The organism is Polyangium spumosum, assembly GCF_009649845.1.
Classification (GTDB): Bacteria; Myxococcota_A; Polyangia; order Polyangiales; family Polyangiaceae; genus Polyangium; species Polyangium spumosum.
In genome coordinates this window covers 202,170-221,869 of the sequence record NZ_WJIE01000006.1, presented here as the reverse complement: position 1 = coordinate 221,869, position 19,700 = coordinate 202,170, and the positions used below count along the sequence as shown (strand labels likewise).

The following is a 19,700-nucleotide window of genomic DNA, read 5'->3' as shown; positions in this document are numbered from 1 at the left end:
TGCGAGTAGGAATCGGACGGTCCGATGGGGCTGAAACAAGTGCATCTGCACGTGAAGGGACGCGTCCAGGGCGTCTATTTCCGGGCGTCGACGCAACGCGAGGCCAAGCGCCTCGGCCTCTGCGGCTGGGTGAAGAACCGCCCGGACGGAGGCGTCGAGGTCCTCGCCGAAGGCGAAGAGGACGGCCTCAAAGAGCTCATCGCCTGGGCGCAAAAAGGTCCGAGCGCGGCGCGCGTGGAGCGCGTCGACGTTCGATGGCGCGGTTTCCAGGGCGATTTTTCCGACTTCCGTATCGTCGAATGATCGGCCCTGGAAGGGCGGCGCGCTCGCCTGTCGTTCTCGGGGGCACCGTGAATCACTTCTCGAAGCTCGCTTCGTCGTTCGTTCTGGTCTCGGCGCTCGCGCTCGTGCCCCTGCACGCGTTCGCCGCCGGGGAAATCGCAGCACCCTCGGCCTCGGCCGCCGCCGCGCCGGCCGCGCCCGCGTCGTTGCCGGAGCTGCCGAAGCTCCAGCCGATCGTGCTGCAAGAGCCCGACCCGGCGGCGCTGCAAGAGCTCGACCGCGTGCTCGAGCGCCTCACGACGGGTGATCCGCGGGCGAAGGAGACGGCGCGCGTGGCGATCGCGGAGGTCACGCCCTCGGTCGTGCCCGCCGTGCGCGCGCGCGTGCAGGAGCTACGCGCCGGCCTCGATCGCAAGGAGGCGCAAGGCCTGCTCGACGACGCCCGCAAAGCCGGCCGCAAGTCGCTGCGCGAGAAGGAGAAGGCCCAGAAGGGCGACAAGGCCGGCAAGGACACGAAGGCCTCGAAGAAGGCCAGCAAGAGCAAGGCCGACAAGGACAAGGACGACGACGGCGATTGGCTCGAGTTCGTCCTGGCGAACCCCAAGCCCAAAAACGAGTCCTGGCGCGACCTCGTGCGTCTGCTCGTGATGGAGCGGATGCTGACGGCGGCGGGCACGACACCCGCGGTGCGCGAGCTCCTGCAGATGTACTCGTACTTCGGCGAGCTGCTCCGTATCGATCTGCAGCGGCAAATCGGCAAGCTGCGCGACAGCGCCGTCCCCGCGCTCATCGAGGGCCGCCAGCACGACGCGAAGATCGTGCAGCGCTTCGCGAGCAAGCAGCTCGACCTGCTCGGCCGCGCGATCCCCGGCGAGGCCGTCGGCGTGAACGATCCGCTCGTGCTCGCCGACATCCTGCGCGCCTACGGCCGCACACGCGACGTCGACGCGGTCCGCGTGATCCTGTCGTTCAGCAACAGCGAGCGCATCCAGCTCCGCGAGGCCGCGCGCGAGGCGATCGTGGCGATCGGCGAGCCCGGCATCTGGCAGCTCCGCGACGCCTACCTCAACCAGACGGGCAACAAGGCCCCGCGCGAGTTCACCTGGGACCGCATCGCGCGCGAGCTCTTCGGCATGTTCGACCGCGCGCGGATGGCCGAGGTCTACAAGCTGATGGACGAGGGCGCAGCGCACGCAGCCGCGAGCCGCTGGGCCGAGGCGACGAGCGCGTTCGACAAGGTGCTGGCGCGTTCGCCGGTGTTCGAGCGTCGCAAGGAGATGGCGCCGGCGTACGTGGCGCACGCGAAGACGCTCGAGGAGAAGGAGCCGGCGGCGGCGCTGGAGATGCTGCGCAAGGCGCTGCGGCTCGATCCGAAGGGCGAGGGCGCGCGCAAGGTCGAGGCGGAGATCGCGTATCTGGAGGGCGTGACGCTCATCGCGAAGGGCACGCCGGACAAGTTCCCGCTCACGAAGGCGATCGAGCTCGACCCGACGAACGAGCGGGCGAAGCAGGCGCTCGCCGCGCTGGAGCAGGAGCGTATCGAGCCGCAGAAGAGCTTCCTGCACCGGTATGTGGCGGCGGGCGGCGTGGGTCTCTTCGCGCTGATCGCGATGATCTTCCTGGCGCGGCGCAAGCCCGACGCGGGCTCGTCCGCGGAGGGGCCGCCGGCGGGAGGCAATCCAGGCGGATCGAGCTCGCCGGAGGCGCCGGTCGCCGGCGCGGATTGAGCGTCGAGAGAGCGCCGCGGCCCGGACAAACGAAAACACGGACAACCGCGCGGGCGTCCGTGTTCGTTTTTCCCTTCCAAACCCGTGAACGGCGATCGGTGACCCGATCCGTCGTCCACGGGTTTGTCGTGGGCGTGTTTTATTGGTTCGACGCGGTCTCGCCGGAGCTCGTCGCCTGCGCGGTCTCGGCCGAGGCCGACTCCGCCGAGGCCGACTCGCCCGACGTGGGCTCCGCGGTCACCGCGGCGGCCGGCTCTTCGGGAGCCTGCTTGTCGGTGACCAGCGCGGCGTCGACGAACTCGATGTAGACCATCGGCGCATTGTCGCCGCGGCGGTTGCCGAGCTTGATGATGCGCGTGTAACCGCCGGGCCGGCCCTCGAAGCGCTTCGAGAGGTCGAGCATCACCTTCTCGACGATGTCGACCTTCGAGCCGTCGGACTTCACGCCGAAGCGCGGCACGTAGGCCGCGACGAGACGCTCGGCGTGCAGCCTACGGGCCTTGTCGGCCGCCGAGAGCTCGGCCTGCGCGGTATAGGCGATCTTGCCGAGGCGCGTGGCCTTGGTGATCAACCGCTCCGCGACGCGCCGGAGCTCCTTGGCCTTCGCGTCCGTCGTCTCGATGCGCTCGTGGGTGATCAGGTTCGCCGTCAAGTTGCGCAGCATCGCGCGCCGGCTCGACGTGTCCCGACCAAACTGCCTCCCCGCCTTCTTATGACGCATATCGCACCCTCTAGGCTTGCGCCTGCTGCGCCTTCCAGCGCTCGAGCAGCTGCGGCCAGTTGTCGATCTTCATACCGAGCGAAAGCCCCATGTTCGCGAGGATCTCTTTGATCTCCTTCAGGGACTTCCGACCGAAGTTCTTGGTCTTGAGCATGTCCTGCTCGGTCCGCTGCACGAGCTCGCCGATCAGGGTGATGTTCGCGTTCTGGAGGCAGTTGGCGCTGCGCACGCTGAGCTCGAGCTCCTCGACCGAGCGGAAGAGGTTCTCGTTCAGCGGCTCCTCGTCGCCCGGCACGGTCTGGTAGCTCGTCTCCTCCGACTCCTCGAAGTTGACCCAGATCGAGAGCTGCTCCTTCAGGATCTTCGCGGCGAACGCGACCGCGTCCTGGGGCAGCACCGAGCCATTCGTCCAGACCTCGAGCGTCAGCTTGTCGTAATCGGTCACCTGACCGACGCGCGCGTTCTGGATCGTGTAGTTGACCTTCCGGATGGGCGAGAACAACGCGTCGATGGGGATCGTCCCGATCGCCATCGTCGGCGTCTTGTTCCGCTCCGCGGGCACGTAGCCGCGGCCGACGTTCACCGTCAGCTCCATCGCGAGCGGGCCCTTCTTGTCGAGGACCGCGATGAGGTGGTCGGGGTTCAGCACGCTGAGCCCGTCGACGAGCTGGATGTCGCGCGCGTACACCGGCCCCGGGCCCTCTTTGTCGACGCGGACCGTGTAGGTGCGCGCGGCGGCCGCCTTGAAGACGACCTCCTTGAGGTTGAGGATGATGTCGCTCACGTCCTCGACGACGTCGGGCACCGTGGTGAACTCGTGCAGCGCCCCCTCGATGCGGACGGCCGTGATCGCCGCACCCTGCAGCGACGAGAGGAGCACGCGGCGGAGCGAGTTGCCGATCGTGATCCCGAAGCCGCGCTCGAGAGGCTCGCAGGTGAACTTCGCGTAGAAGTTGTTCGCCGACTCGGTGTCGATCGAGATGCCCTTCGGGCGGATCAGATCGCGCCAATTTCGCGCGATCATCGTCATGCTTCCGCTGGTCTGCATCGTCATCAGCGTCCTCTTTCTTCGAGGGGTTCGCGCGGAGATCTCGCCTCGTCACCGCACTCGGTGGACGAAAGCCGTCTCCTGCCCGCGTCGCGCCAGGTGGCGCTTTTTCCTGCCAATCAAAAAGCGATCGGGGCCGCGCTCCTTCGCACGCCCCCGATCAGCTTTCCGAACCGTTCACTGCAAAACCACCGAACGGGATCAGCGCGAGTAGTACTCGACGACGAGCTGCTCGCGGATCTCCGGCTCGTTGAGGTCCTCGCGCACCGGGGTCGACTTGACCGAACCCGAGAACGACCCACGGTCGGCCTCGAGCCACGAGGCGATCGGGCGCTTGTCCGCGCCGGCCACGGCGGCCGCCACGAACTTGAACTTCTTCGCGCCCTCCGTGAGCTCCACGCGATCACCCACCCGAACCACGAAGCTCGGGATGTCGAGGCGCTTGCCGTTCACCTTCACGTGACCGTGGCGCACGAGCTGACGCGCCTCGGAGCGCGACGCCGCATAACCGAGCCGGTGCACGACGTTGTCGAGGCGACGCTCGAGCAGCGCCAGCATCTCCTCGCCCGTGCGGCCCTTGCGACGGCTCGCCTCCTGGAAGTAGCCGTGGAACTGGCTCTCGAGAACGCCATAGATGCGACGCACCTTTTGCTTCTCGCGGAGCCGGACGGCGTACTCGCTGAGCTTGATGCGACCCTGGCCATGCTGGCCAGGCGGGTAGGGGCGCCGCGTGTAGGCACACTTCTCCGAGTAGCAGCGCTCTCCCTTGAGGTAGAGCTTCATGCCTTCGCGGCGGCAGAGCTTGCAGACAGGACCAACGTAGCGAGCCATGTTCGTAACCTCGAGCGGACTCCCGCGCGCGCTGCTTCAGACCCGGCGCCGCTTGGGCGGCCGGCAACCGTTGTGCGGAATGGGCGTGACGTCGCGGATCAACGTCACCTTGAAGCCGGCCGTCTGAAGCGCCCGGAGCGCGCTCTCGCGCCCAGCGCCAGGGCCTTTCACGAATACGGCCACCGACCGCATCCCGTGCTCCTGCGCCCGCCGCGCCGCCTCCTCGGCAGCGAGCTGCGCAGCGAAGGGCGTCGACTTGCGCGACCCCTTGAACCCACGCGCACCGGCCGACGACCACGCCACGGCATTGCCGTTGATGTCCGTGATCGTCACGACCGTGTTGTTGAACGTCGACTGGATGTGCGCGATCCCAGCCGCGATGTTCTTCTTGACCTTCTTCTTCTGCTTGGCCTTGCCGGCCGCCGTCTTCGGACTCGCCATAGCGTCCTCTTCCTATCGTCCCGTCACGCCTTCGACGGACGCCGCTGCAGCATGCCCTTGCGCGGACCCTTGCGGGTACGCGCGTTCGTGTGCGTGCGTTGGCCGTTCACCGGCAGACCGCGGCGATGCCGAAGACCGCGGTAGCAGCCCAGATCCATCAGCCGCTTGATGTTGAGCTGAACCTCACGACGAAGATCACCCTCCACCTTGTAGTCGGCATCGAGGATCTCGCGGATCGTCCTGACCTCTGCGTCGCTCAGCTCCTCCACCCTCTTGTTCTCGGGGATATTGGCTTTCGCGCAGATCTGCTTCGCGAGCGTGCGCCCGATACCATAGAGGTACGGAAGCGCATACGCGAGATGCTTACGACGCGGGAGGTCGACGCCAGCAATACGTGCCATGGTTGCTCCAGCTCAGCCCTGACGCTGCTTGTGGCGAGGGTTCTCGCAGATCACGCGCACGACGCCGCGACGGCGCACCACCTTGCACTTGTCGCAGATTTTTTTGACGCTCGGTCGCACCTTCATGACCTGCTCCGTTCCCTGTCCTCGCTCCGCTACTTGGGCTGCTTGGTCTACTTGTGACGATACGTGATCCGGCCACGCGTCGGGTCGTAGGGCGAAACCTCGACCGTAACGCGATCGCCGGGCAAAATCTTGATGTAGTACTGACGCATCCGGCCGCTGATGGTCGCGAGAACCCCGAGACCATTGTCGGCCTTTACCCGAAACATCGCGTTCGGGAGAGCTTCCTGCACGACGCCATCGAACTCGAGCTTGTCGCCCTTCGGTTCCTTCGCGGGTTTCGCTTGGTTCGATCGCCTCATGACTCTTCCGACTGCGCTCGGCCAAGGGCCCCTAGCACCCTCGCCGTGACCTCCTCAGGCTTGCCGACGCCGTCGACCCGCCGGAGGAGACCTTTTGCTTCGTAGTAGGGCAGGAGCGCCGCCGTCATCGCCTCGTACGCATCGAGACGCTTTCCGACGGCCTCCGGCCTATCGTCCGCCCGATGCTCTAGCTCGGCATCCGGGGGCGGCGGATTATAGACGAGATGGTAGATCTGTCCAGACCTTTTGTCGGTCCGACGGTGGATCAACCGCTCCTCCAGGAGAGATCGCGCCACATCGAGCTGCAAAACAGCATCGATCGCGAGGCCCCGACCCGCAAGCAGACGCTCGAGCGCCTCGGCCTGGGGGACCGTCCGCGGAAAACCGTCCAGCAAGAACCCGTTCTTGCAGTCCGCGTCGTCGATGCGCTTGTCGATGAGCTCGATCATCGCCTCGTCCGGAACGAGGCCGCCCGCGTCCATGATGGCGCGGTAACGAGGATCGAGCGTGCCGGCCGCCTTGGCCGCACGAAGCATGTCCCCCGTCGAGATCTGCGGGACCCCAAACTTGCCGCAGAGCACCTTCGCCTGCGTGCCTTTGCCCGAGCCAGGAGGGCCAACCAAGATCACGATCATCCGAAGATCCCCCTTCTCATCCCTCGGGGAGGCGCCGCGCACGAATGCGGCTCGCCCCAGGGCCGGTGAGCCCTTCGTAGCTGCGCGTGATGAGCTGCGCCTCGATCTGATTGACCGTATCCAGCGCAACACCCACGACAATCATGAGCGACGTCCCGCCAAACGTGATCTGCACGCGCAGGAGGTCGCCGACGATGGCCGGCACGACACACACGGCCGCGACGTACATCGCGCCGCCAAACGTGATGCGGTTCATCACGCCCTGGATGTAGTCCGCCGTCTGCTTGCCAGGCCGAATCCCAGGGATGTTCGCCTGCTGCTTCTTCAGGTTCTCCGCCACGTCGACCGGCTGGAACGTGACGCTCGTGTAGAAGTAACAGAAGAACACGATCAGGAGCGCGTAGCCGGTGTTGAACACCCAGCCTCCACCGCTCACGATCGACTGGAGCTTGTCCGCGCCCGGCACGTTCATGTTCGCCAGCGTCGCGGGGAACATGAGCAGCGAGGAGGCGAAGATCGGCGGGATCGTGCCCGCCGTGTTCACCTTGAGCGGCAAGTGCGCGTTCTGCGCGCCGTACACGCGCCGCCCCACCTGCCGACGCGAGTACACGATCGGGATCTGCCGGCGCCCGTTCTCGAAGAACGCGATCACCGCGATCGCCCCGACGACGAACGCCGCGACCGCCGCGATCGTGAGCGGCTGGATGTTGCCCGCGTTCGTCGCGAGATAGCTGCCCACCCAGCCCGGCACGCCCGTCACGATGCCCGCGAAGATCAGGAGCGAGATGCCGTTGCCGATCCCGCGCTCCGTGATCTGCTCGCCGATCCACATGAGGAACGCCGTCCCCGTGGTCAGCGTGATCATCGTCATCAGCTGAAAGCCGATCCCGGGGTGCGTCACGATGCCCGCGCCGGCATCCGAGGCCGACCAGCCCTCGACGAGCTTGGCGCTGCCATACGCCTGGAAGAGCGACAGCGCGACCGTGCCGTAGCGCGTGTACTGGTCGATCTTGCGGCGCCCCTGCTCTCCCTCTTTGCGCAGCTCGTCGATGGGCTTGTAGACCATGCCCATCAACTGGATGATGATCGATGCCGAGATGTACGGCATGATCCCCAGCGCAAAGAGGGAGAAGTTCTCCAGCGCGCCGCCGGAGAACATGTTGAAGAAGTTCAGCAATCCGCCCGACTGCTTCGCCATGTACTTCGACATGGCGGCGCGGTCGACGCCGGGGACCGTGACGAAGACCCCGATGCGGTACACGGCCAGCATCACGAGGGTGAAGATCACCCTGCGCCGGAGCTCCGGGACCTTGTGGAAGTTCGCAATTCCCGCGAGTGTGGCCATGGTACGTCGGTGTGCTGCCTTGGGGGGGCTCGGGCCGAAAGGACGTTAGGCTTGCGCCGAAGCCTTGCCAGGCGCAAGCACGATCGCCTTGCCGCCCGCCGCCTCGATCTTGGCGATCGCGCTCTTCGAGAACCGGTGCGCCGTCACGGTGAGCTTCTTCGTGAGCTCGCCGTCGCCGAGCACCTTGATCAGGTCGTAACGACCCTGGAGAAGGCGCTTGCCCTCCATCGCTTCCTGATTCACGTCCGCGCCAGCCTCGAAGATCTCGAGGTCGCCGACGTTCACGTTCGCGACGATCGCCGCGAGCGGGTTGCGGAAGCCGCGCTTCGGGAGGCGGCGCTGGATCGGGGTCTGGCCGCCCTGGAAGTGCTTCTTGCCGATGTTGCCCGTCGACCGGGCCTTCTGGCCCTTCTGGCCGCGCCCCGCCGTCTTGCCGAGGCCGGAGCCCACGCCGCGACCGACGCGGGTCTCCTTCTTGTTGGCGCCTTCCGGGGCCTGAAGCTTCGAGAGGATGTCCATGCTGCTACGCTTCCTTACTTCGACGCCTGCGCGCCGTTGCCGTCGACTTCCTCGACCGAAACGAGGTGGAGCACCTTCTTGACCATGCCACGGAACGAGGGCGTGTTGGCCACGAGCACCTCACTGCCCGGCTTGCGGAGGCCGAGGCCCCGCAAAACCTTGCGCGTGTGCTCGGTCTGGTTCGTCATGCTGCCCGTCTGCCGCACGCGGAGATGGCTCTTCACGGCGTACCTCCTTCACCCCCCTGCGGGTTGCGAGCCGGAGGCATCTGGCTGGCGCGACGACGGTTCGTCCCGCCCGTCACGCCAGCACCCTTGCGCTGCCAACCCACATCGTCCACCTGCATCGAGCGCCGGCCCGCGACCTGCTCCACGCTCGTCAGCGCCTTGAGGGCCGCCACCGTCGCGTGAACGACGTTGTGCGGGTTGCTCGTGCCGAGCGACTTCGAGAGAACGTCGTGGATGCCCGCGGACTCGACGACCGCGCGCACCGCGCCGCCCGCGATGACGCCCGTTCCAGGGCTCGCCGGCTTGAGGAGCACCTTGCCCGCGCCGACGTGCCCGAACGCGTCGTGCGGGATCGTCGCCCCGTCGAGCGGGATGCGGAAGATGTTCTTGCGGGCCTGGTCGTTGCCCTTCCGGATCGCCTCCGGGACCTCGTTGGCCTTGCCCAGGCCGACGCCCACATGTCCCGACTCGTCGCCCACTACGACGAGCGCCGAGAAGCTGAAGCGCCGCCCGCCCTTCACGACCTTGGCGACGCGGTTGATGTGGATCACCCGCTCCTTGAGCTTTTCTTCGTCGACCTGATCGAACGCCATACCGTGCCTTCTTCGTCGTCCGTGAAGTCTTCGCTATCGCCCGAGACCCGAGACCCCCGCGGGTCCGGCGCCTGCGGGGCTAGAACTCGAGCCCCGCCTCTCGCGCGGCCTGAGCGAGGGCGCTCACGCGCCCGTGATAGAGGTAGCCGTTCCGATCGAACACGACACGGTCGATCTTCTTCGACTTGCAGATCTTGGCGATGAGCGCCCCGACCTTCTTCGCCGCGTCGACCTTGTTGTCGTTGTCGAGCGTGCCCTTGAGGTCCTTCGACAGCGTCGACGCATGCGCGACGGTCTGACCCGTCGTGTCGTCGATCACCTGCGCGTAGATGTGCTTCGCGCTGCGGAAGACGGTGAGGCGCGGGCGAGCGGTCGAGCCGTTCACCTTCTTGCGAATGCGGAGCTTGCGGCGCTCCCGTCCGACGATCTTCATAGCCATGGTCGTAACCCCGTACCTGTAGGGGCGACACGAGGTCGCCCCGCTCGGTTACTTCTTGCCGCCCTTACCGCCAGCCTTACCGGCCTTCTCGCGAACGCGCTCGCCGCGATAACGAACGCCCTTGCCACCGTAGGGCTCCGGCGGACGGAAGCCGCGGATCGTCGCAGCCGTCTGCCCGATGAGCTCCTTGTCGGCGCCATTCAGGACGAGGACGGTGCCCTTCGAATCCGCAGGGATCGTCGCCGTGAGGCCCTTCGGCACGTTGAACACGACCGGGTGCGAATACCCGAGCGCGAACGTGAGCGTCGTGCCCTTCAAGTCGACACGGTAACCGGTGCCCTTCAGCTCGAGCACCCGCTCGTAGCCGTCGGACGCACCCTTCACCATGCCGGCGAGCAGCGCACGCACGAGCCCCTGCAGCCGCGAGCCATCACGCCCGGGGGCCGTCGAGGTCACGTGCACCTTGGCGCCGTCGACCTTCACTTCGACCGAGGCGGGCAGCTCGCGCGCGAGCTGCCCCTTGGCGCCCTTGACCTCGAGCTTGCGCCCCTGCACCGCCACGGTGACGCCCTTGGGGACGTCCACCGGCCGCTTGCCGATGCGCGAGGTCTTGGCGGTCTCGCTTTGTTGCGTCGTAGCCGTCTGCATCACCACACCTCGCAGAGGAGCTCGCCTCCGAGCTTGTTTTTGCGGGCGTCGCGGTCGCTCATCAGGCCGTGGGAGGTGCTCAGGATCGAGATCCCGAGCCCGGAGAGCACGCGGGGGATGCGGTCGTGCTTGACGTACACGCGTCGCCCCGGGCGGCTCACCCGACGGACGCCGTCGATCGCGCTCGAGCGGTCACGCCCGTACTTCAGCACGATCGTCAGCTTCCCAGAGTTGCTTTCACTCGGCCGCACATCCGCGATGTAACCCTCGGACTTGAGGATCTCGGCAACGGCCTGCTTCATTTTGCTTGCAGGAACCTCGGTCCGATCGTGCCGCGCAAGGGCAGCGTTCCGGATCCGGGTCAGCATGTCGGCGATCGGATCGGTCATCATGGCATCACCAGCTCGCCTTGATCACGCCCGGCAGCTCGCCTCGGAGCGCGAACGTACGAAGACAGATGCGGCAGAGCTCGAAATCGCGGTAATAAGCCCGCGAACGGCCGCACACCTTGCAACGGTTCCGGTGCCGCACGGCGAACTTGGGCGGCCGGTTCAGCTTGGCGAATTCTTTTGCACGGGCCATCGAACGTTCCTCAATGCCTGAACGGGATCCCAAGCTCCGTGAGAAGGGCTCGTCCCTCCTCGTCGGTGCGCGCGGTCGTCACGAACGAGATGTTCATTCCCTTCACGACGTCGACCTTGTCGTAGTCGATTTCAGGGAAAATGATCTGCTCGCGCAGACCCATCGTGAAATTCCCCTTGCCGTCGAAGCCCTTCGGGCTCACGCCCTTGAAGTCGCGAACGCGCGGCAGGGAGAAGCTGATCAGGCGATCGACGAACTCCCACATCCGCTCGCCGCGCAGCGTGACCATCACGCCGATCGGGAGGTTCTCGCGGAGCTTGAACGTCGCGATCGACTTGCGGGCGCGCGTCACGACCGGCTTCTGGCCCGAGATCGCCCGCATGTCCTCGACAGCGGAGTCGATGATCTTCGGGTTCCCGACGGCAGCGCCGAGGCCCATGTTGATCACGACCTTCTCGAGGCGCGGAACCATCATCGGGTTCTTGTACCCGAAGCGCTTCGTGAGCGCGGCCCCGACGGCCTCACGATACTTCTTGCGCAGACGCGGCGCGTAGTTCGGATCGACCGGCACCTCGGCGACTTCGGCCTGCGGCGCGGCCTTCGCCTCGCCCCTGCCCTTGCCGCCCTTCCCGGCGTCCTTGCCACCCTTGCCGGCCGCAGCCGCCTGCGGCTTCGCCGCCGGCTTGGCGTCCTTGGGCTTGTCGCCCTTGCCCTTCTTCTCTTCCTTCTTGTCCGCCATGGCTCAGCCTGCCGCGATCACGGCGCCGCTCTTCGCGGTGCGCTGCTTCTTGCCATCGACGATCGTGGCCTTCACCCGCGTGGGCTTGCCCGTCGTCGGATCCACCGGCATCACCTTGGAGGCATGGAGCGGCGCCTCCTTCGTGATCTTGCCGCCTTGCTGATTGCGCGGCGTCGGGCGCTGGTGCCGCGTCACCACGTTGATCCCCTCGACGACGACCTTGTCGTCCTCCGCGAGGACCTTCGTCACGCGTCCCTGCTTGCCCTTGTCCTTGCCGCTGATGACCTGCACGAGGTCACCGACTCGGAGCCGTCGCATCAGAGCACCTCCGGCGCGAGCGAGATGATCTTCATGAACTTCTTCGCGCGGAGCTCGCGAGCCACCGGCCCGAAAATACGGGTCCCGATCGGCTCCTTCTCCTTGTTGATCAGCACCGCGCTGTTCGTGTCGAACTTGATGTAAGTGCCGTCCGACCGCTGATACTCACGCGCCGTGCGCACCACGACCGCGCGCGCAGTGTCGCCCTTCTTCACCTTGGTGCCCGGCATGGCTTCCTTGATGGACACGACGATCACATCGCCGAGCCCCGCGTACTTGCGACGCGAGCCACCGAGAACCTTGATGCACTTGACGACCCGAGCCCCGGAGTTGTCAGCCACTTCGAGATGCGTCGTGACCTGGATCATGGCTACTCCTCCACCGGGCGGGAAATGAGCTTCGTCACGATCCAGCGCTTCTCGCGCGAAATCGGGCGGTGCTCCTGGATCTCCACGCGATCACCGACCTTGTACTCGTTCTTCTCGTCGTGCGCCTTGTAGCGCTCGCGAGCCCGGACGTACTTCTTGTACATCGGGTCCGGCGAGTTACGCACGACCTCGACCACGACGGTCTTGTCCTGCTTGTTGCTCTTCACGCGCCCCACGAGCTTGCGGCGGAAGCCATGCGGCTTCGCGGCCGTCTCGGCCTGCGCGGCGGGCGCATTCGCCTCGTTCGTTGCCATGGCTACTTGTTCCCTTCCGCCGCTGCCGACTCGGTGGCACGCTGCTGGAGGACCGTCTTGACCCGGGCGAGATCACGGCGCGCCTTCCGGATCGCCGCCGTGTCGTTCAGCCGGTTCGTGAAGTTCTTGAATTTGGCGTCGAACACCTCGCGCCCGAGGGTCTTCTCGAGCTCCTGCAGGTGCTCCGTCGTGCGTTCGCGCAGATCCTTCGCCTTCATCTCGAATACCTCACACGATCCCGCGAGCGATGAACTTGCACGCCATCGGGAGCTTGTGCGACGCGAGGCGGAAGGCCTCCCGCGCCATCTCCTCGGGCACGCCCGAAATCTCGTACATGACGCGGCCAGGCCGCACCGCCGCGGCCCACTCCTCCGGCGCACCCTTTCCGCCACCCATGCGGACCTCGAGCGGCTTCTTCGTCACCGGCCGGTCCGGGAAGATGCGGATCCAGAGCTTACCCGCGCGCTTGCAGTGACGCTGAATCGCCATACGCGCCGCCTCGATCTGGCGAGACGTGATGCGCGCGGGTTCGAGCGCCTGCAGACCGAAATCACCGAAGGACACGTCGCTTCCCGTGGTCGCAACCCCGCGAATGCGGCCCTTCTGCATCTTGCGGAACTTCGTTCGCTTGGGAGACAGCATCGGTCAGTTCCTACTGAATCCGGCGCGATTTGCGCTGGAGAACCTCACCCTTGAAGATCCACACCTTCACGCCGATGATGCCGACCTTCGTCCTCGCCTCGGCGAGGCCGAACTCGATGTCGGCGCGCAGCGTGTGGAGCGGAACCCGACCCTCGCGGTACGTCTCGACCCGGCTCATCTCGCTGCCACCGAGACGACCCGCGCACCGCACGCGGATGCCCTTCGCGCCAAACTTCATCGCCGTCGCGACGGCCTTCTTCATGGCGCGGCGGAACGCGATACGACGCTCGAGCTGGGTCGCGATGTTCTCCGCGACGAGCTGCGCGTTCGTCTCCGCCTTGCGGACCTCCTGGACGTCGATGAAGACCTCGTTGTCCGTGAAGGACGCGACGCCCGGGAACACCGTCTCACCCTTGCTCGCGGTGCCGACGTTGCCGCCCTTCAGCGTCTCGATGCCCTTGCCGCCCTTGCCGATCACCATCCCCGGACGCGCCGTGTAGACGATGACCTTGGCCCGGTTCGCGGCGCGCTCGATCTCCACGCTCGCGATGTTCGCGTTGTAGAGGTACTGCTTGATCGCCCGCTTGATGCGGATGTCCTCGTGGAGCCACTTCTGGTACGCGTTGCCGTCCTCGTACCACTTGCTGCTCCACGTCTTGATCACGCCGACGCGGAAGCCGTACGGATGGGTCTTCTGTCCCATGGAAGCCGTGTTCCTTTACTTGCGCTCGCTGAGCTCGATCACGATGTGAGAGACGCCCTTCACGACTTTCGTCGCGCGCCCCATCGCACGGGGGCGCCAGCGGCGGTTGAACTTGTTCGGGCCCTTGTCGACCGTGGCCTTGCTGATGAACAAAGCGTCGACGTCGGCGCCACCCTGGCGGGCGTTCGCCACCGCGCTCTCGATGACCTTCTTGATCACCGGCGCAGCCGACTTCTCCGTGAACTGGAGCAGCTGGATCGCATCCGCTGCATCGCGTCCGCGGACCAGGTCCGCAATCATGCGCGCCTTTCGCGGAGAGATCCGCGAAAACATCGCACTGGCCTTGCTTAGCATCCGAGAAACCTCGCAGACAGGGGGCCGGTCCGGCCCAGGGCGCCCGGTCGTTGGCCAACCCGGTCGACAAGCCGGCGCCTGTTCAACCGAGCCCTGCCGTCGTACGTCCCGGAACATCAACCCGACGTCTCTCGACGAGGCGCCCTCTCCGCGTCACCGGGGGGTGTCCCACGGCGGCCGAAGAGGCGAGCTGAGTCCGAAGCGCCGTTACGGCTTCGGGAGGGACGAACGCCACCGGCGATCGCCCCCAGGAAAACGGAGCGCGGTGTCTAGCAAAGCCCCACGGCGCTTGCAAGACAGATCCGCAGAAAATCTGCACGCGCGCCCTTCCGTGAGGGATCCGGCTGAACGGATCCACCGCGATCGCTGAACGGGCGTGCTGATCGTGGCTTGGATTTGAAGGTTCCGCCAGGCGTGCTCGTATACGGTGCACTTCTTGGGATCGTCCGCGCCGGAGCCCCCCCCCGGGCCGTCGGCGTCCCCCCAACTCCGGAGGACTTGGAACATGCAGTCTCGCGCTACGTTTGCTTTGGCCCTTACTTCGTTCCTCGCGGCCGCGGCCCTCGCCAGCGGCTGCATCATCGTCTCGGACCCCAACCCCAACAACACCGGCGGCAACGGCGGCAGCGGCGGCCCCGGGGTCGGCGGCACGGGCGGCACCGGCGGCGTCGGTGGTCAGGGTGGTGAGGGTGGCGCCGGCGTCGGCGGCGCTGGCGGCGCCGGTGGCGGGGGCGCCTGCGTCGGCCCGGACGACGGCACGGTCACGGTCGCGGCCTGCGACGCCATGAACATCACGCCCGCTCCGAACGGCCCCGCGGCGCAATGCCAGGGCAAAGACGAGAACGGCAACGCCTTCACCTACGATCCGCCCGGCTACAGCCTCTGCAAGCGCGGCTTCGAGATCTACACGGACGGCGCCGCCGACTACCTTCAGGGCTGCCTCGACGACATCGGGGTCGAGCCCGCCAACGCCTGCGATGACCAGCAGGTCGCCGACTGCGTGGGCAAGATGTACAACGAGGCCTGCCCCTCGGCGGACGCGGCGCTCGCGTGCGAGACGATCGCCAAGAACCTCTGCATCAACGGCGAGACCTTCGAGTCGCAGACCTGCCTGCTCCAGACGACCCCGCTCAACAACGAGACGCTGCAGGTCCTGGCCGACTGCATCTCGGAGAGCGCGATCGTCGACTGCAACGAGGCCTATAAGGACTGCTTCGACAACCAGATCAACGTCTACTGATCCGCTCCCGAACACGCGCCCGGAGCACGATCGCGCCGGGCGCGTCGCCCCTTCGGCCTCGCCCCTCCCCGCCCGATCTGACGCACCTCACATTGCGGCTTTTTCGCGCCGTGGCTGACGTTTTTCCGGGTTGCCATGGCGCTCGTCGTTTTCGTTCGTCCGAGTTGAGCCGCGCGCGGAAATCTGAGACGATGCCCCGGAAGTCGCTTCGGCCCGCTCGATCGGGGCCGCGCTCCCCGGCAGGCGCAGGCTCCGGATCCAACACGAGCGGCAGGTGCTCCACGTAGTCGCACCGCCGCTGGTCCTGGGCGGCGCCGCGCCGGCGCGTTGCTCTCGGAGGTTTCACGAATGGCTCGTTCCCTTCTCTTTTCCAGCTCGCTGCTCCTGCTCGCGGGCACCCTCGGCCTCGCGTCGTGCTCCGACGACTCCACGGGCACAGGTGGCAACGGCGCGACCGGCGGTTCGGGCGGCGCAGGCGCGGCCGGCGGCATGGGCGGCACGGGCGGCGGCACCGGCGGCGCAGGCGGCGGCACCGGCGGCGCAGGCGGCGTGGGCGGCGTCGGCGGGATGGGCGGCGCAGGTGGCATGGGCGGCGCTGGCGGCATGGGCGGCGCGGGCGGCGTCGGCGGGATGGGCGGCGCTGGCGGCATGGGCGGCATGGGCGGCGCTGGCGGCATGGGCGGCATGGGCGGCGCGGGTGGAGCCGGCGGCGGCATGGGCGGCGCGGGCGGCGGCGGCGGCGCGGGCGGCGATCCCATGTCGATCGACGCCGACAACGATGGCTGGACCATCGGCGACGGCGACTGCTGCGACAACGACATCAAGTGCGACTCGCCCGAGGGCGTGAACCCCGGCGCGTTCGAGTACCTCGGCAACGGCATCGACGACGACTGCGACCCGTCGACGAAGGACGACGTCGTGGCGACCGACTGCACGGATGCGCCGCTCGCCACGCCGACGAGCACGCTCGAGCTCGTCAAGGCCATGGAGCTCTGCCAGTTCACCCTCGAGAACGCGCCGCTCCCGCAGAGGAAGTGGGGCGTGATCTCGAGCCAGCTCGTGCTCGCGGACGGGTCGAGCGCGCAGGTACCGAAGGACGTGCAGGTCGGCGTGCTGGCGAACTACGGGCCCAACGTGACGCCGCGCAAGGGCGCGACGATGGCCGCGCTCTCCACGGGCACGGCGCGCGACGTGGACGACCCGGGCTTCGTCTACCCGCAGAACGGCCCGAACCCGGACGTCCAGAAGGGCAACTTCAAGGCGAACACGCTCTGCCCGATCCCGGCCGATTACCTCGCGGCGAACGGCGGCAAGTTGCCTTCGCCCGACGAGTGCCCGTCGTGCCTCGGCGAGAACTGCACGAAGGCGTACGACTCGGTCAACTTCAAGCTTCGCATCCGCGTGCCCACGAACGCGCGGTCGTTCTCGTACCGGCTGAAGGCCTACACCGCGGAGTACCCCGAGTACACCTGCGGTCAGTTCAACGACTTCTTCCTCGCGCTCCTGCGGAGCAACTGGCAGCCGGACCCGATGGCGGATCCGCCGCAGGTGCCGCTGCCCGCCGATCGCAACATCGCGAAGGACGCGAACGGCAACTCGATCACCGTCAACAACGCGTTCTTCGAGGTCTGCTTCCCCTCGCCGATCTCGCCCCCGGGTGCGTGCCCGGCGGGAACGCTGGAGCTCATCGGCACGGGCATGGGCGGCTGGGACGGCGATTACAAGGACGGCGGCGGCACGGTGTGGCTCGTGAACGAGGCGCCCGTCGTGCCCGGCGAGACGATCGACCTCGAGTTCATCGTCGCCGACGCTGGCGACTCGAACGTCGATTCGACGGTGCTGCTCGACTACTTCCGGTGGGGCCTCCAGGCGGCGGCCGCCGGTGTGCACAAGTGATCCGCTGCGCGCCGCGGTCTTCGGGAGCGCGGCGTGTGGCCTCGGGCTTCGGAATGTGCGGGCTCGGCCCGCTCGCAGTTTTACGATGAGGTATTGGAAATGGTGAAGCGTACGAGGCTGAGCGAGATGCGCTCTTCGCTTTCGACCCTGCTCGTCCCGGCGCTCGTCGCGTACGCGGCCGCGGCTGGCTGCGCCGCGGACGGCGGCGGCGGCTCGGCGGGCTCGACGAACGTGAACGCCGGCGGCAGCGGCGGCATGGGAGGCGCCGCGGGCGCGGGTGGGATGGGCGGCACCGGCGGCGCGGGCGGCATGGGCGGCATGGGCGGCTCGGGCGCCGGGCCCATGGGCTGCGTGTCGGACGGCGATTGCGCGAACGATCCGGGCGGCACGATCTGCGACGTGAGCACGGGCGTCTGCGTCGCGTGCCTCCCGAGCCCCGACCCGTTCCTCGACGACTGCGGCATGGGGCAGTACTGCAACCCGACCTCGAAGAAGTGCGAGGTCGGCTGCACGATCAAGAGCGACTGCCCCGGCGCGCAGGCCTGCGACACCATGATGAACAAGTGCGTCGGGTGCGTGATCGACACCGACTGCAACGCCGGGTCGATCTGCATCTCGAGCACCTGCATCCCCGGCTGCTCCGGCGTCCAGCCTTGCCAGGCTGGCTTCAGTTGCTGCGGCTCGAGCTGCTACGACCTCTCGGGCGACGAGAACAACTGCGGCTTCTGCAACAACTCGTGCAAGTCGCCGACCAATGGCACCGCGCTCTGCGACAACGGCCTCTGCGTGCTCGGCTCCTGCAAGAACGGCTTCGCCGACTGCAACCAGAACTCGGAGGACGGCTGCGAGTGGAACGTGCTGCAGGACGGCGCGTGCGCCTGCGTGCCTGGCCAGACGCAGTCTTGTTACCAGGGCGTGCCGGGGACGGTTGGCGTCGGTCCGTGCAAGGCCGGCACGCAGACGTGCAAGGAGGACGGCTCGGGCTGGGGCGATTGTGTCGGCCAGGTGCTGCCGAAGTACGAGGTCTGCGCCAACGCCATCGACGACGACTGCAACGGCGCGGCCGACGACTTCGGCGGTGATTTCGACGGCGATGGCTACAGCTCGTGCGGCGGCGGCGACTGCTGCGACTACCTGAGCCCCGGCTGCTCGAACCCGAAGGCCGTCAATCCTGGCGCCTACGAGTTCCCGAACGACGGCCTCGACAACGACTGCGACTCGACCACGCCCGACAACGAGGAGCCCCAGCCCTGCAGCGAGGCGGCGAAGCTCACCGGCGTCCTGGCCGAGGACGTGGCGAAGGCCATCGAGCTCTGCCAGTTCGTCGAGGAGAACCCGCCGGCGGGCGAGTACAAGAAGTGGGGCGTGCTCAGCGCGGATCTCGTCCTCGCGAACGGCAACGCGCCGACCGGGGCTCAGCTCACGACGCTGCAGAACAAGTCGACGGCGATCCTCCAGAACTTCGGCACCAACGTGGTGCCGCAGAAGGGCGCGACGATGGCCGGGCTCTCGACCGGCATGATGCGCGACGAGAACGACGCTGGATTCGCCGGTTACCATGTATACAACGGCATCGACAGCGATCCGCCTTCCGCCTACCTCCTGGCGAACGGCGGCAAGCTGCCGTCGTCGCAGGGCTGCAACGGCACCTGCACCTCGGGCAGCGACGCGAACGACCCGGTGAACGTGCGCCTCAAGATCCGCACGCCCACGAACGCGAAGTCGTTCACGTACAGCTTCCGGTTCTTCTCCTTCGAGTACTGGACGTTCCAGTGCACGACGTTCAACGACTTCTTCCTCGCGCTGCTCACGTCCGGCTCGCCGGGCCTGCCGCTCGACAAGAACGTCGCCAAGGACGCGTCGGGCAACGCGATCAGCGTGAACAACGGCTTCTTCGACGTCTGCGTCCCCAAGGGCTGCAACACCTGCCCGTTCGGCACGACGGACCTCGCGGGCACGGGGCTGACGCTGGACAACAGCGGCGGCGGGACGAAGTGGCTCTTCAACGACGCCTCCATCGTGCCCGGCGAGACGATCACGCTCGAGCTCATGGTCTTCGACGTCGGCGACCAGAACTACGACTCGCTCGTCCTGATCGACAACTTCAAGTGGAACGCGGCCGATCTCGGCACCGGCGTCCACGACTGAGGTCCCCCCTCACCACGAGGGCGCCTCCTCGAGCGCCCTCGTGGTGAAAACCCGTCCGTGGTCCAACGGTTGGACCTCAAAAGAACGACTCTCCGAAAACCTCCCCGACCGTTG

At 67.1% G+C, this 19,700-nt stretch carries 28 protein-coding genes and 1 pseudogene; 5 read left to right on the top strand and 24 right to left on the bottom strand.

All coding sequences use genetic code 11. From position 1 onward, the window contains the following. The first annotated feature begins 24 nt into the window (after positions 1-24). Both yccX and GF068_RS21895 read left to right on the top strand, forming a co-directional pair. The gene (gene yccX, locus GF068_RS21900; RefSeq protein WP_153821391.1) at positions 25-303 is read left to right on the top strand and encodes an acylphosphatase; all 279 of its coding nucleotides are present in this window, start codon (positions 25-27) and stop codon (positions 301-303) included. Between the two features lie 47 nt (positions 304-350). Further along, a complete protein-coding gene (locus GF068_RS21895) occupies positions 351-2,009 on the top strand; it encodes a tetratricopeptide repeat protein (RefSeq protein WP_153821390.1) in 1,659 nt (552 codons plus the stop codon). A 139-nt stretch (positions 2,010-2,148) separates the two neighbouring features. Here the strand turns inward: GF068_RS21895 and rplQ are convergent, their stop codons facing one another. The 24 genes and pseudogenes from rplQ to rplV all read right to left on the bottom strand — a co-directional run bounded on the left by rplQ (position 2,149) and on the right by rplV (position 14,302). Then, positions 2,149-2,730, bottom strand: coding sequence for a 50S ribosomal protein L17 (gene rplQ, locus GF068_RS21890; protein WP_153821389.1), 582 nt, complete (start codon positions 2,728-2,730; stop codon positions 2,149-2,151). Positions 2,731-2,740: 10 nt separating this feature from the next. After that, entirely contained in the window at positions 2,741-3,778 is a 1,038-nt protein-coding gene (locus GF068_RS21885; RefSeq protein ID WP_372518158.1) for a DNA-directed RNA polymerase subunit alpha, read from the bottom strand. A 201-nt stretch (positions 3,779-3,979) separates the two neighbouring features. Then, positions 3,980-4,609, bottom strand: coding sequence for a 30S ribosomal protein S4 (gene rpsD, locus GF068_RS21880; protein ID WP_153821387.1), 630 nt, complete (start codon positions 4,607-4,609; stop codon positions 3,980-3,982). A 36-nt stretch (positions 4,610-4,645) separates the two neighbouring features. Beyond that, positions 4,646-5,050, bottom strand: a complete 405-nt coding sequence (gene rpsK, locus GF068_RS21875; RefSeq protein WP_153821386.1) for a 30S ribosomal protein S11 — start codon at positions 5,048-5,050, stop codon at positions 4,646-4,648. Positions 5,051-5,073: 23 nt separating this feature from the next. Next, the gene (gene rpsM / locus GF068_RS21870) at positions 5,074-5,451 is read right to left on the bottom strand and encodes a 30S ribosomal protein S13 (protein ID WP_153821385.1); all 378 of its coding nucleotides are present in this window, start codon (positions 5,449-5,451) and stop codon (positions 5,074-5,076) included. A gap of 12 nt (positions 5,452-5,463) precedes the next feature. Then, positions 5,464-5,577: a 50S ribosomal protein L36 gene (rpmJ, locus tag GF068_RS21865; RefSeq protein WP_136935266.1), complete on the bottom strand. Its 114-nt coding sequence runs from the start codon at positions 5,575-5,577 to the stop codon at positions 5,464-5,466. 47 nt (positions 5,578-5,624) lie between these two features. After that, the gene (infA, locus tag GF068_RS21860) at positions 5,625-5,876 is read right to left on the bottom strand and encodes a translation initiation factor IF-1 (protein WP_153821384.1); all 252 of its coding nucleotides are present in this window, start codon (positions 5,874-5,876) and stop codon (positions 5,625-5,627) included. Continuing rightward, a complete protein-coding gene (locus tag GF068_RS21855; protein ID WP_153821383.1) occupies positions 5,873-6,511 on the bottom strand; it encodes an adenylate kinase in 639 nt (212 codons plus the stop codon). Before GF068_RS21855 ends, infA begins: the two co-directional genes overlap by 4 nt. Before the next feature lie 16 nt (positions 6,512-6,527). Beyond that, on the bottom strand, positions 6,528-7,856 hold the full coding sequence (secY, locus tag GF068_RS21850; protein ID WP_153821382.1) for a preprotein translocase subunit SecY: 1,329 nt from the start codon (positions 7,854-7,856) through the stop codon (positions 6,528-6,530). Positions 7,857-7,901: 45 nt separating this feature from the next. Further along, on the bottom strand, positions 7,902-8,375 hold the full coding sequence (gene rplO, locus GF068_RS21845; protein ID WP_153821381.1) for a 50S ribosomal protein L15: 474 nt from the start codon (positions 8,373-8,375) through the stop codon (positions 7,902-7,904). A gap of 14 nt (positions 8,376-8,389) precedes the next feature. Further along, positions 8,390-8,599 (bottom strand): 50S ribosomal protein L30, encoded by a 210-nt coding sequence (rpmD, locus tag GF068_RS21840; RefSeq protein WP_338046499.1) that lies wholly within the window; start codon positions 8,597-8,599, stop codon positions 8,390-8,392. A gap of 104 nt (positions 8,600-8,703) precedes the next feature. Next, positions 8,704-9,195: pseudogene (rpsE, locus tag GF068_RS21835) on the bottom strand (30S ribosomal protein S5); the annotation flags it as partial. A 79-nt stretch (positions 9,196-9,274) separates the two neighbouring features. Continuing rightward, on the bottom strand, positions 9,275-9,634 hold the full coding sequence (gene rplR / locus GF068_RS21830) for a 50S ribosomal protein L18 (protein WP_153821379.1): 360 nt from the start codon (positions 9,632-9,634) through the stop codon (positions 9,275-9,277). Between the two features lie 48 nt (positions 9,635-9,682). Next, complete coding sequence (gene rplF / locus GF068_RS21825; protein ID WP_153821378.1) at positions 9,683-10,282, bottom strand: 50S ribosomal protein L6; 600 nt, start codon at positions 10,280-10,282, stop codon at positions 9,683-9,685. Then, entirely contained in the window at positions 10,282-10,674 is a 393-nt protein-coding gene (gene rpsH, locus GF068_RS21820; protein ID WP_153821377.1) for a 30S ribosomal protein S8, read from the bottom strand. The genes rplF and rpsH overlap by 1 nt, the downstream gene beginning before the upstream one ends. 4 nt (positions 10,675-10,678) lie before the next feature. Continuing rightward, complete coding sequence (locus GF068_RS21815) at positions 10,679-10,864, bottom strand: type Z 30S ribosomal protein S14 (protein WP_136935257.1); 186 nt, start codon at positions 10,862-10,864, stop codon at positions 10,679-10,681. Between the two features lie 10 nt (positions 10,865-10,874). Further along, the gene (gene rplE / locus GF068_RS21810; RefSeq protein ID WP_420814128.1) at positions 10,875-11,435 is read right to left on the bottom strand and encodes a 50S ribosomal protein L5; all 561 of its coding nucleotides are present in this window, start codon (positions 11,433-11,435) and stop codon (positions 10,875-10,877) included. 171 nt (positions 11,436-11,606) lie between these two features. Beyond that, positions 11,607-11,921: a 50S ribosomal protein L24 gene (gene rplX / locus GF068_RS21805; protein ID WP_153821376.1), complete on the bottom strand. Its 315-nt coding sequence runs from the start codon at positions 11,919-11,921 to the stop codon at positions 11,607-11,609. Then, positions 11,921-12,289 (bottom strand): 50S ribosomal protein L14, encoded by a 369-nt coding sequence (gene rplN / locus GF068_RS21800; RefSeq protein ID WP_136935255.1) that lies wholly within the window; start codon positions 12,287-12,289, stop codon positions 11,921-11,923. Before rplN ends, rplX begins: the two co-directional genes overlap by 1 nt. 2 nt (positions 12,290-12,291) lie before the next feature. After that, positions 12,292-12,603 (bottom strand): 30S ribosomal protein S17, encoded by a 312-nt coding sequence (gene rpsQ / locus GF068_RS21795; protein ID WP_153821375.1) that lies wholly within the window; start codon positions 12,601-12,603, stop codon positions 12,292-12,294. Positions 12,604-12,605: 2 nt separating this feature from the next. Further along, on the bottom strand, positions 12,606-12,821 hold the full coding sequence (gene rpmC / locus GF068_RS21790) for a 50S ribosomal protein L29 (RefSeq protein WP_153821374.1): 216 nt from the start codon (positions 12,819-12,821) through the stop codon (positions 12,606-12,608). Between the two features lie 10 nt (positions 12,822-12,831). Further along, positions 12,832-13,245, bottom strand: a complete 414-nt coding sequence (gene rplP, locus GF068_RS21785; RefSeq protein ID WP_153821373.1) for a 50S ribosomal protein L16 — start codon at positions 13,243-13,245, stop codon at positions 12,832-12,834. A 10-nt stretch (positions 13,246-13,255) separates the two neighbouring features. Continuing rightward, positions 13,256-13,948, bottom strand: coding sequence for a 30S ribosomal protein S3 (gene rpsC, locus GF068_RS21780; RefSeq protein ID WP_153821372.1), 693 nt, complete (start codon positions 13,946-13,948; stop codon positions 13,256-13,258). Positions 13,949-13,963: 15 nt separating this feature from the next. Then, positions 13,964-14,302: a 50S ribosomal protein L22 gene (gene rplV / locus GF068_RS21775; RefSeq protein ID WP_153821371.1), complete on the bottom strand. Its 339-nt coding sequence runs from the start codon at positions 14,300-14,302 to the stop codon at positions 13,964-13,966. A 505-nt stretch (positions 14,303-14,807) separates the two neighbouring features. Here rplV and GF068_RS44310 point away from each other — a divergent pair. The 3 genes from GF068_RS44310 to GF068_RS21755 all read left to right on the top strand — a co-directional run bounded on the left by GF068_RS44310 (position 14,808) and on the right by GF068_RS21755 (position 19,586). Then, complete coding sequence (locus GF068_RS44310) at positions 14,808-15,542, top strand: hypothetical protein (protein WP_206079513.1); 735 nt, start codon at positions 14,808-14,810, stop codon at positions 15,540-15,542. Between the two features lie 348 nt (positions 15,543-15,890). Continuing rightward, a complete protein-coding gene (locus GF068_RS44305) occupies positions 15,891-17,438 on the top strand; it encodes a choice-of-anchor L domain-containing protein (protein ID WP_206079512.1) in 1,548 nt (515 codons plus the stop codon). 126 nt (positions 17,439-17,564) lie between these two features. Beyond that, a complete protein-coding gene (locus GF068_RS21755; RefSeq protein WP_153821369.1) occupies positions 17,565-19,586 on the top strand; it encodes a choice-of-anchor L domain-containing protein in 2,022 nt (673 codons plus the stop codon). The last annotated feature ends 114 nt before the right edge of the window (positions 19,587-19,700 follow it).

Bases quoted from the DNA above. Each gene is read 5' to 3' on its own strand.
- yccX (WP_153821391.1), top strand. From the start codon at position 25: ATGGGGCTGAAACAAGTGCATCTGCACGTGAAGGGACGCGTCCAGGGC.
- rplQ (WP_153821389.1), bottom strand. From the start codon at position 2,730: ATGCGTCATAAGAAGGCGGGGAGGCAGTTTGGTCGGGACACGTCGAGC.
- GF068_RS21885 (WP_372518158.1), bottom strand. From the start codon at position 3,778: ATGCAGACCAGCGGAAGCATGACGATGATCGCGCGAAATTGGCGCGAT.
- rpsD (WP_153821387.1), bottom strand. From the start codon at position 4,609: ATGGCTCGCTACGTTGGTCCTGTCTGCAAGCTCTGCCGCCGCGAAGGC.
- rpsK (WP_153821386.1), bottom strand. From the start codon at position 5,050: ATGGCGAGTCCGAAGACGGCGGCCGGCAAGGCCAAGCAGAAGAAGAAG.
- rpsM (WP_153821385.1), bottom strand. From the start codon at position 5,451: ATGGCACGTATTGCTGGCGTCGACCTCCCGCGTCGTAAGCATCTCGCG.
- rpmJ (WP_136935266.1), bottom strand. From the start codon at position 5,577: ATGAAGGTGCGACCGAGCGTCAAAAAAATCTGCGACAAGTGCAAGGTG.
- infA (WP_153821384.1), bottom strand. From the start codon at position 5,876: ATGAGGCGATCGAACCAAGCGAAACCCGCGAAGGAACCGAAGGGCGAC.
- GF068_RS21855 (WP_153821383.1), bottom strand. From the start codon at position 6,511: ATGATCGTGATCTTGGTTGGCCCTCCTGGCTCGGGCAAAGGCACGCAG.
- secY (WP_153821382.1), bottom strand. From the start codon at position 7,856: ATGGCCACACTCGCGGGAATTGCGAACTTCCACAAGGTCCCGGAGCTC.
- rplO (WP_153821381.1), bottom strand. From the start codon at position 8,375: ATGGACATCCTCTCGAAGCTTCAGGCCCCGGAAGGCGCCAACAAGAAG.
- rplR (WP_153821379.1), bottom strand. From the start codon at position 9,634: ATGGCTATGAAGATCGTCGGACGGGAGCGCCGCAAGCTCCGCATTCGC.
- rplF (WP_153821378.1), bottom strand. From the start codon at position 10,282: ATGCAGACGGCTACGACGCAACAAAGCGAGACCGCCAAGACCTCGCGC.
- rpsH (WP_153821377.1), bottom strand. From the start codon at position 10,674: ATGATGACCGATCCGATCGCCGACATGCTGACCCGGATCCGGAACGCT.
- GF068_RS21815 (WP_136935257.1), bottom strand. From the start codon at position 10,864: ATGGCCCGTGCAAAAGAATTCGCCAAGCTGAACCGGCCGCCCAAGTTC.
- rplX (WP_153821376.1), bottom strand. From the start codon at position 11,921: ATGCGACGGCTCCGAGTCGGTGACCTCGTGCAGGTCATCAGCGGCAAG.
- rplN (WP_136935255.1), bottom strand. From the start codon at position 12,289: ATGATCCAGGTCACGACGCATCTCGAAGTGGCTGACAACTCCGGGGCT.
- rpsQ (WP_153821375.1), bottom strand. From the start codon at position 12,603: ATGGCAACGAACGAGGCGAATGCGCCCGCCGCGCAGGCCGAGACGGCC.
- rpmC (WP_153821374.1), bottom strand. From the start codon at position 12,821: ATGAAGGCGAAGGATCTGCGCGAACGCACGACGGAGCACCTGCAGGAG.
- rplP (WP_153821373.1), bottom strand. From the start codon at position 13,245: ATGCTGTCTCCCAAGCGAACGAAGTTCCGCAAGATGCAGAAGGGCCGC.
- rpsC (WP_153821372.1), bottom strand. From the start codon at position 13,948: ATGGGACAGAAGACCCATCCGTACGGCTTCCGCGTCGGCGTGATCAAG.
- rplV (WP_153821371.1), bottom strand. From the start codon at position 14,302: ATGCTAAGCAAGGCCAGTGCGATGTTTTCGCGGATCTCTCCGCGAAAG.
- GF068_RS44310 (WP_206079513.1), top strand. From the start codon at position 14,808: ATGCAGTCTCGCGCTACGTTTGCTTTGGCCCTTACTTCGTTCCTCGCG.
- GF068_RS44305 (WP_206079512.1), top strand. From the start codon at position 15,891: ATGGCTCGTTCCCTTCTCTTTTCCAGCTCGCTGCTCCTGCTCGCGGGC.
- GF068_RS21755 (WP_153821369.1), top strand. From the start codon at position 17,565: ATGCGCTCTTCGCTTTCGACCCTGCTCGTCCCGGCGCTCGTCGCGTAC.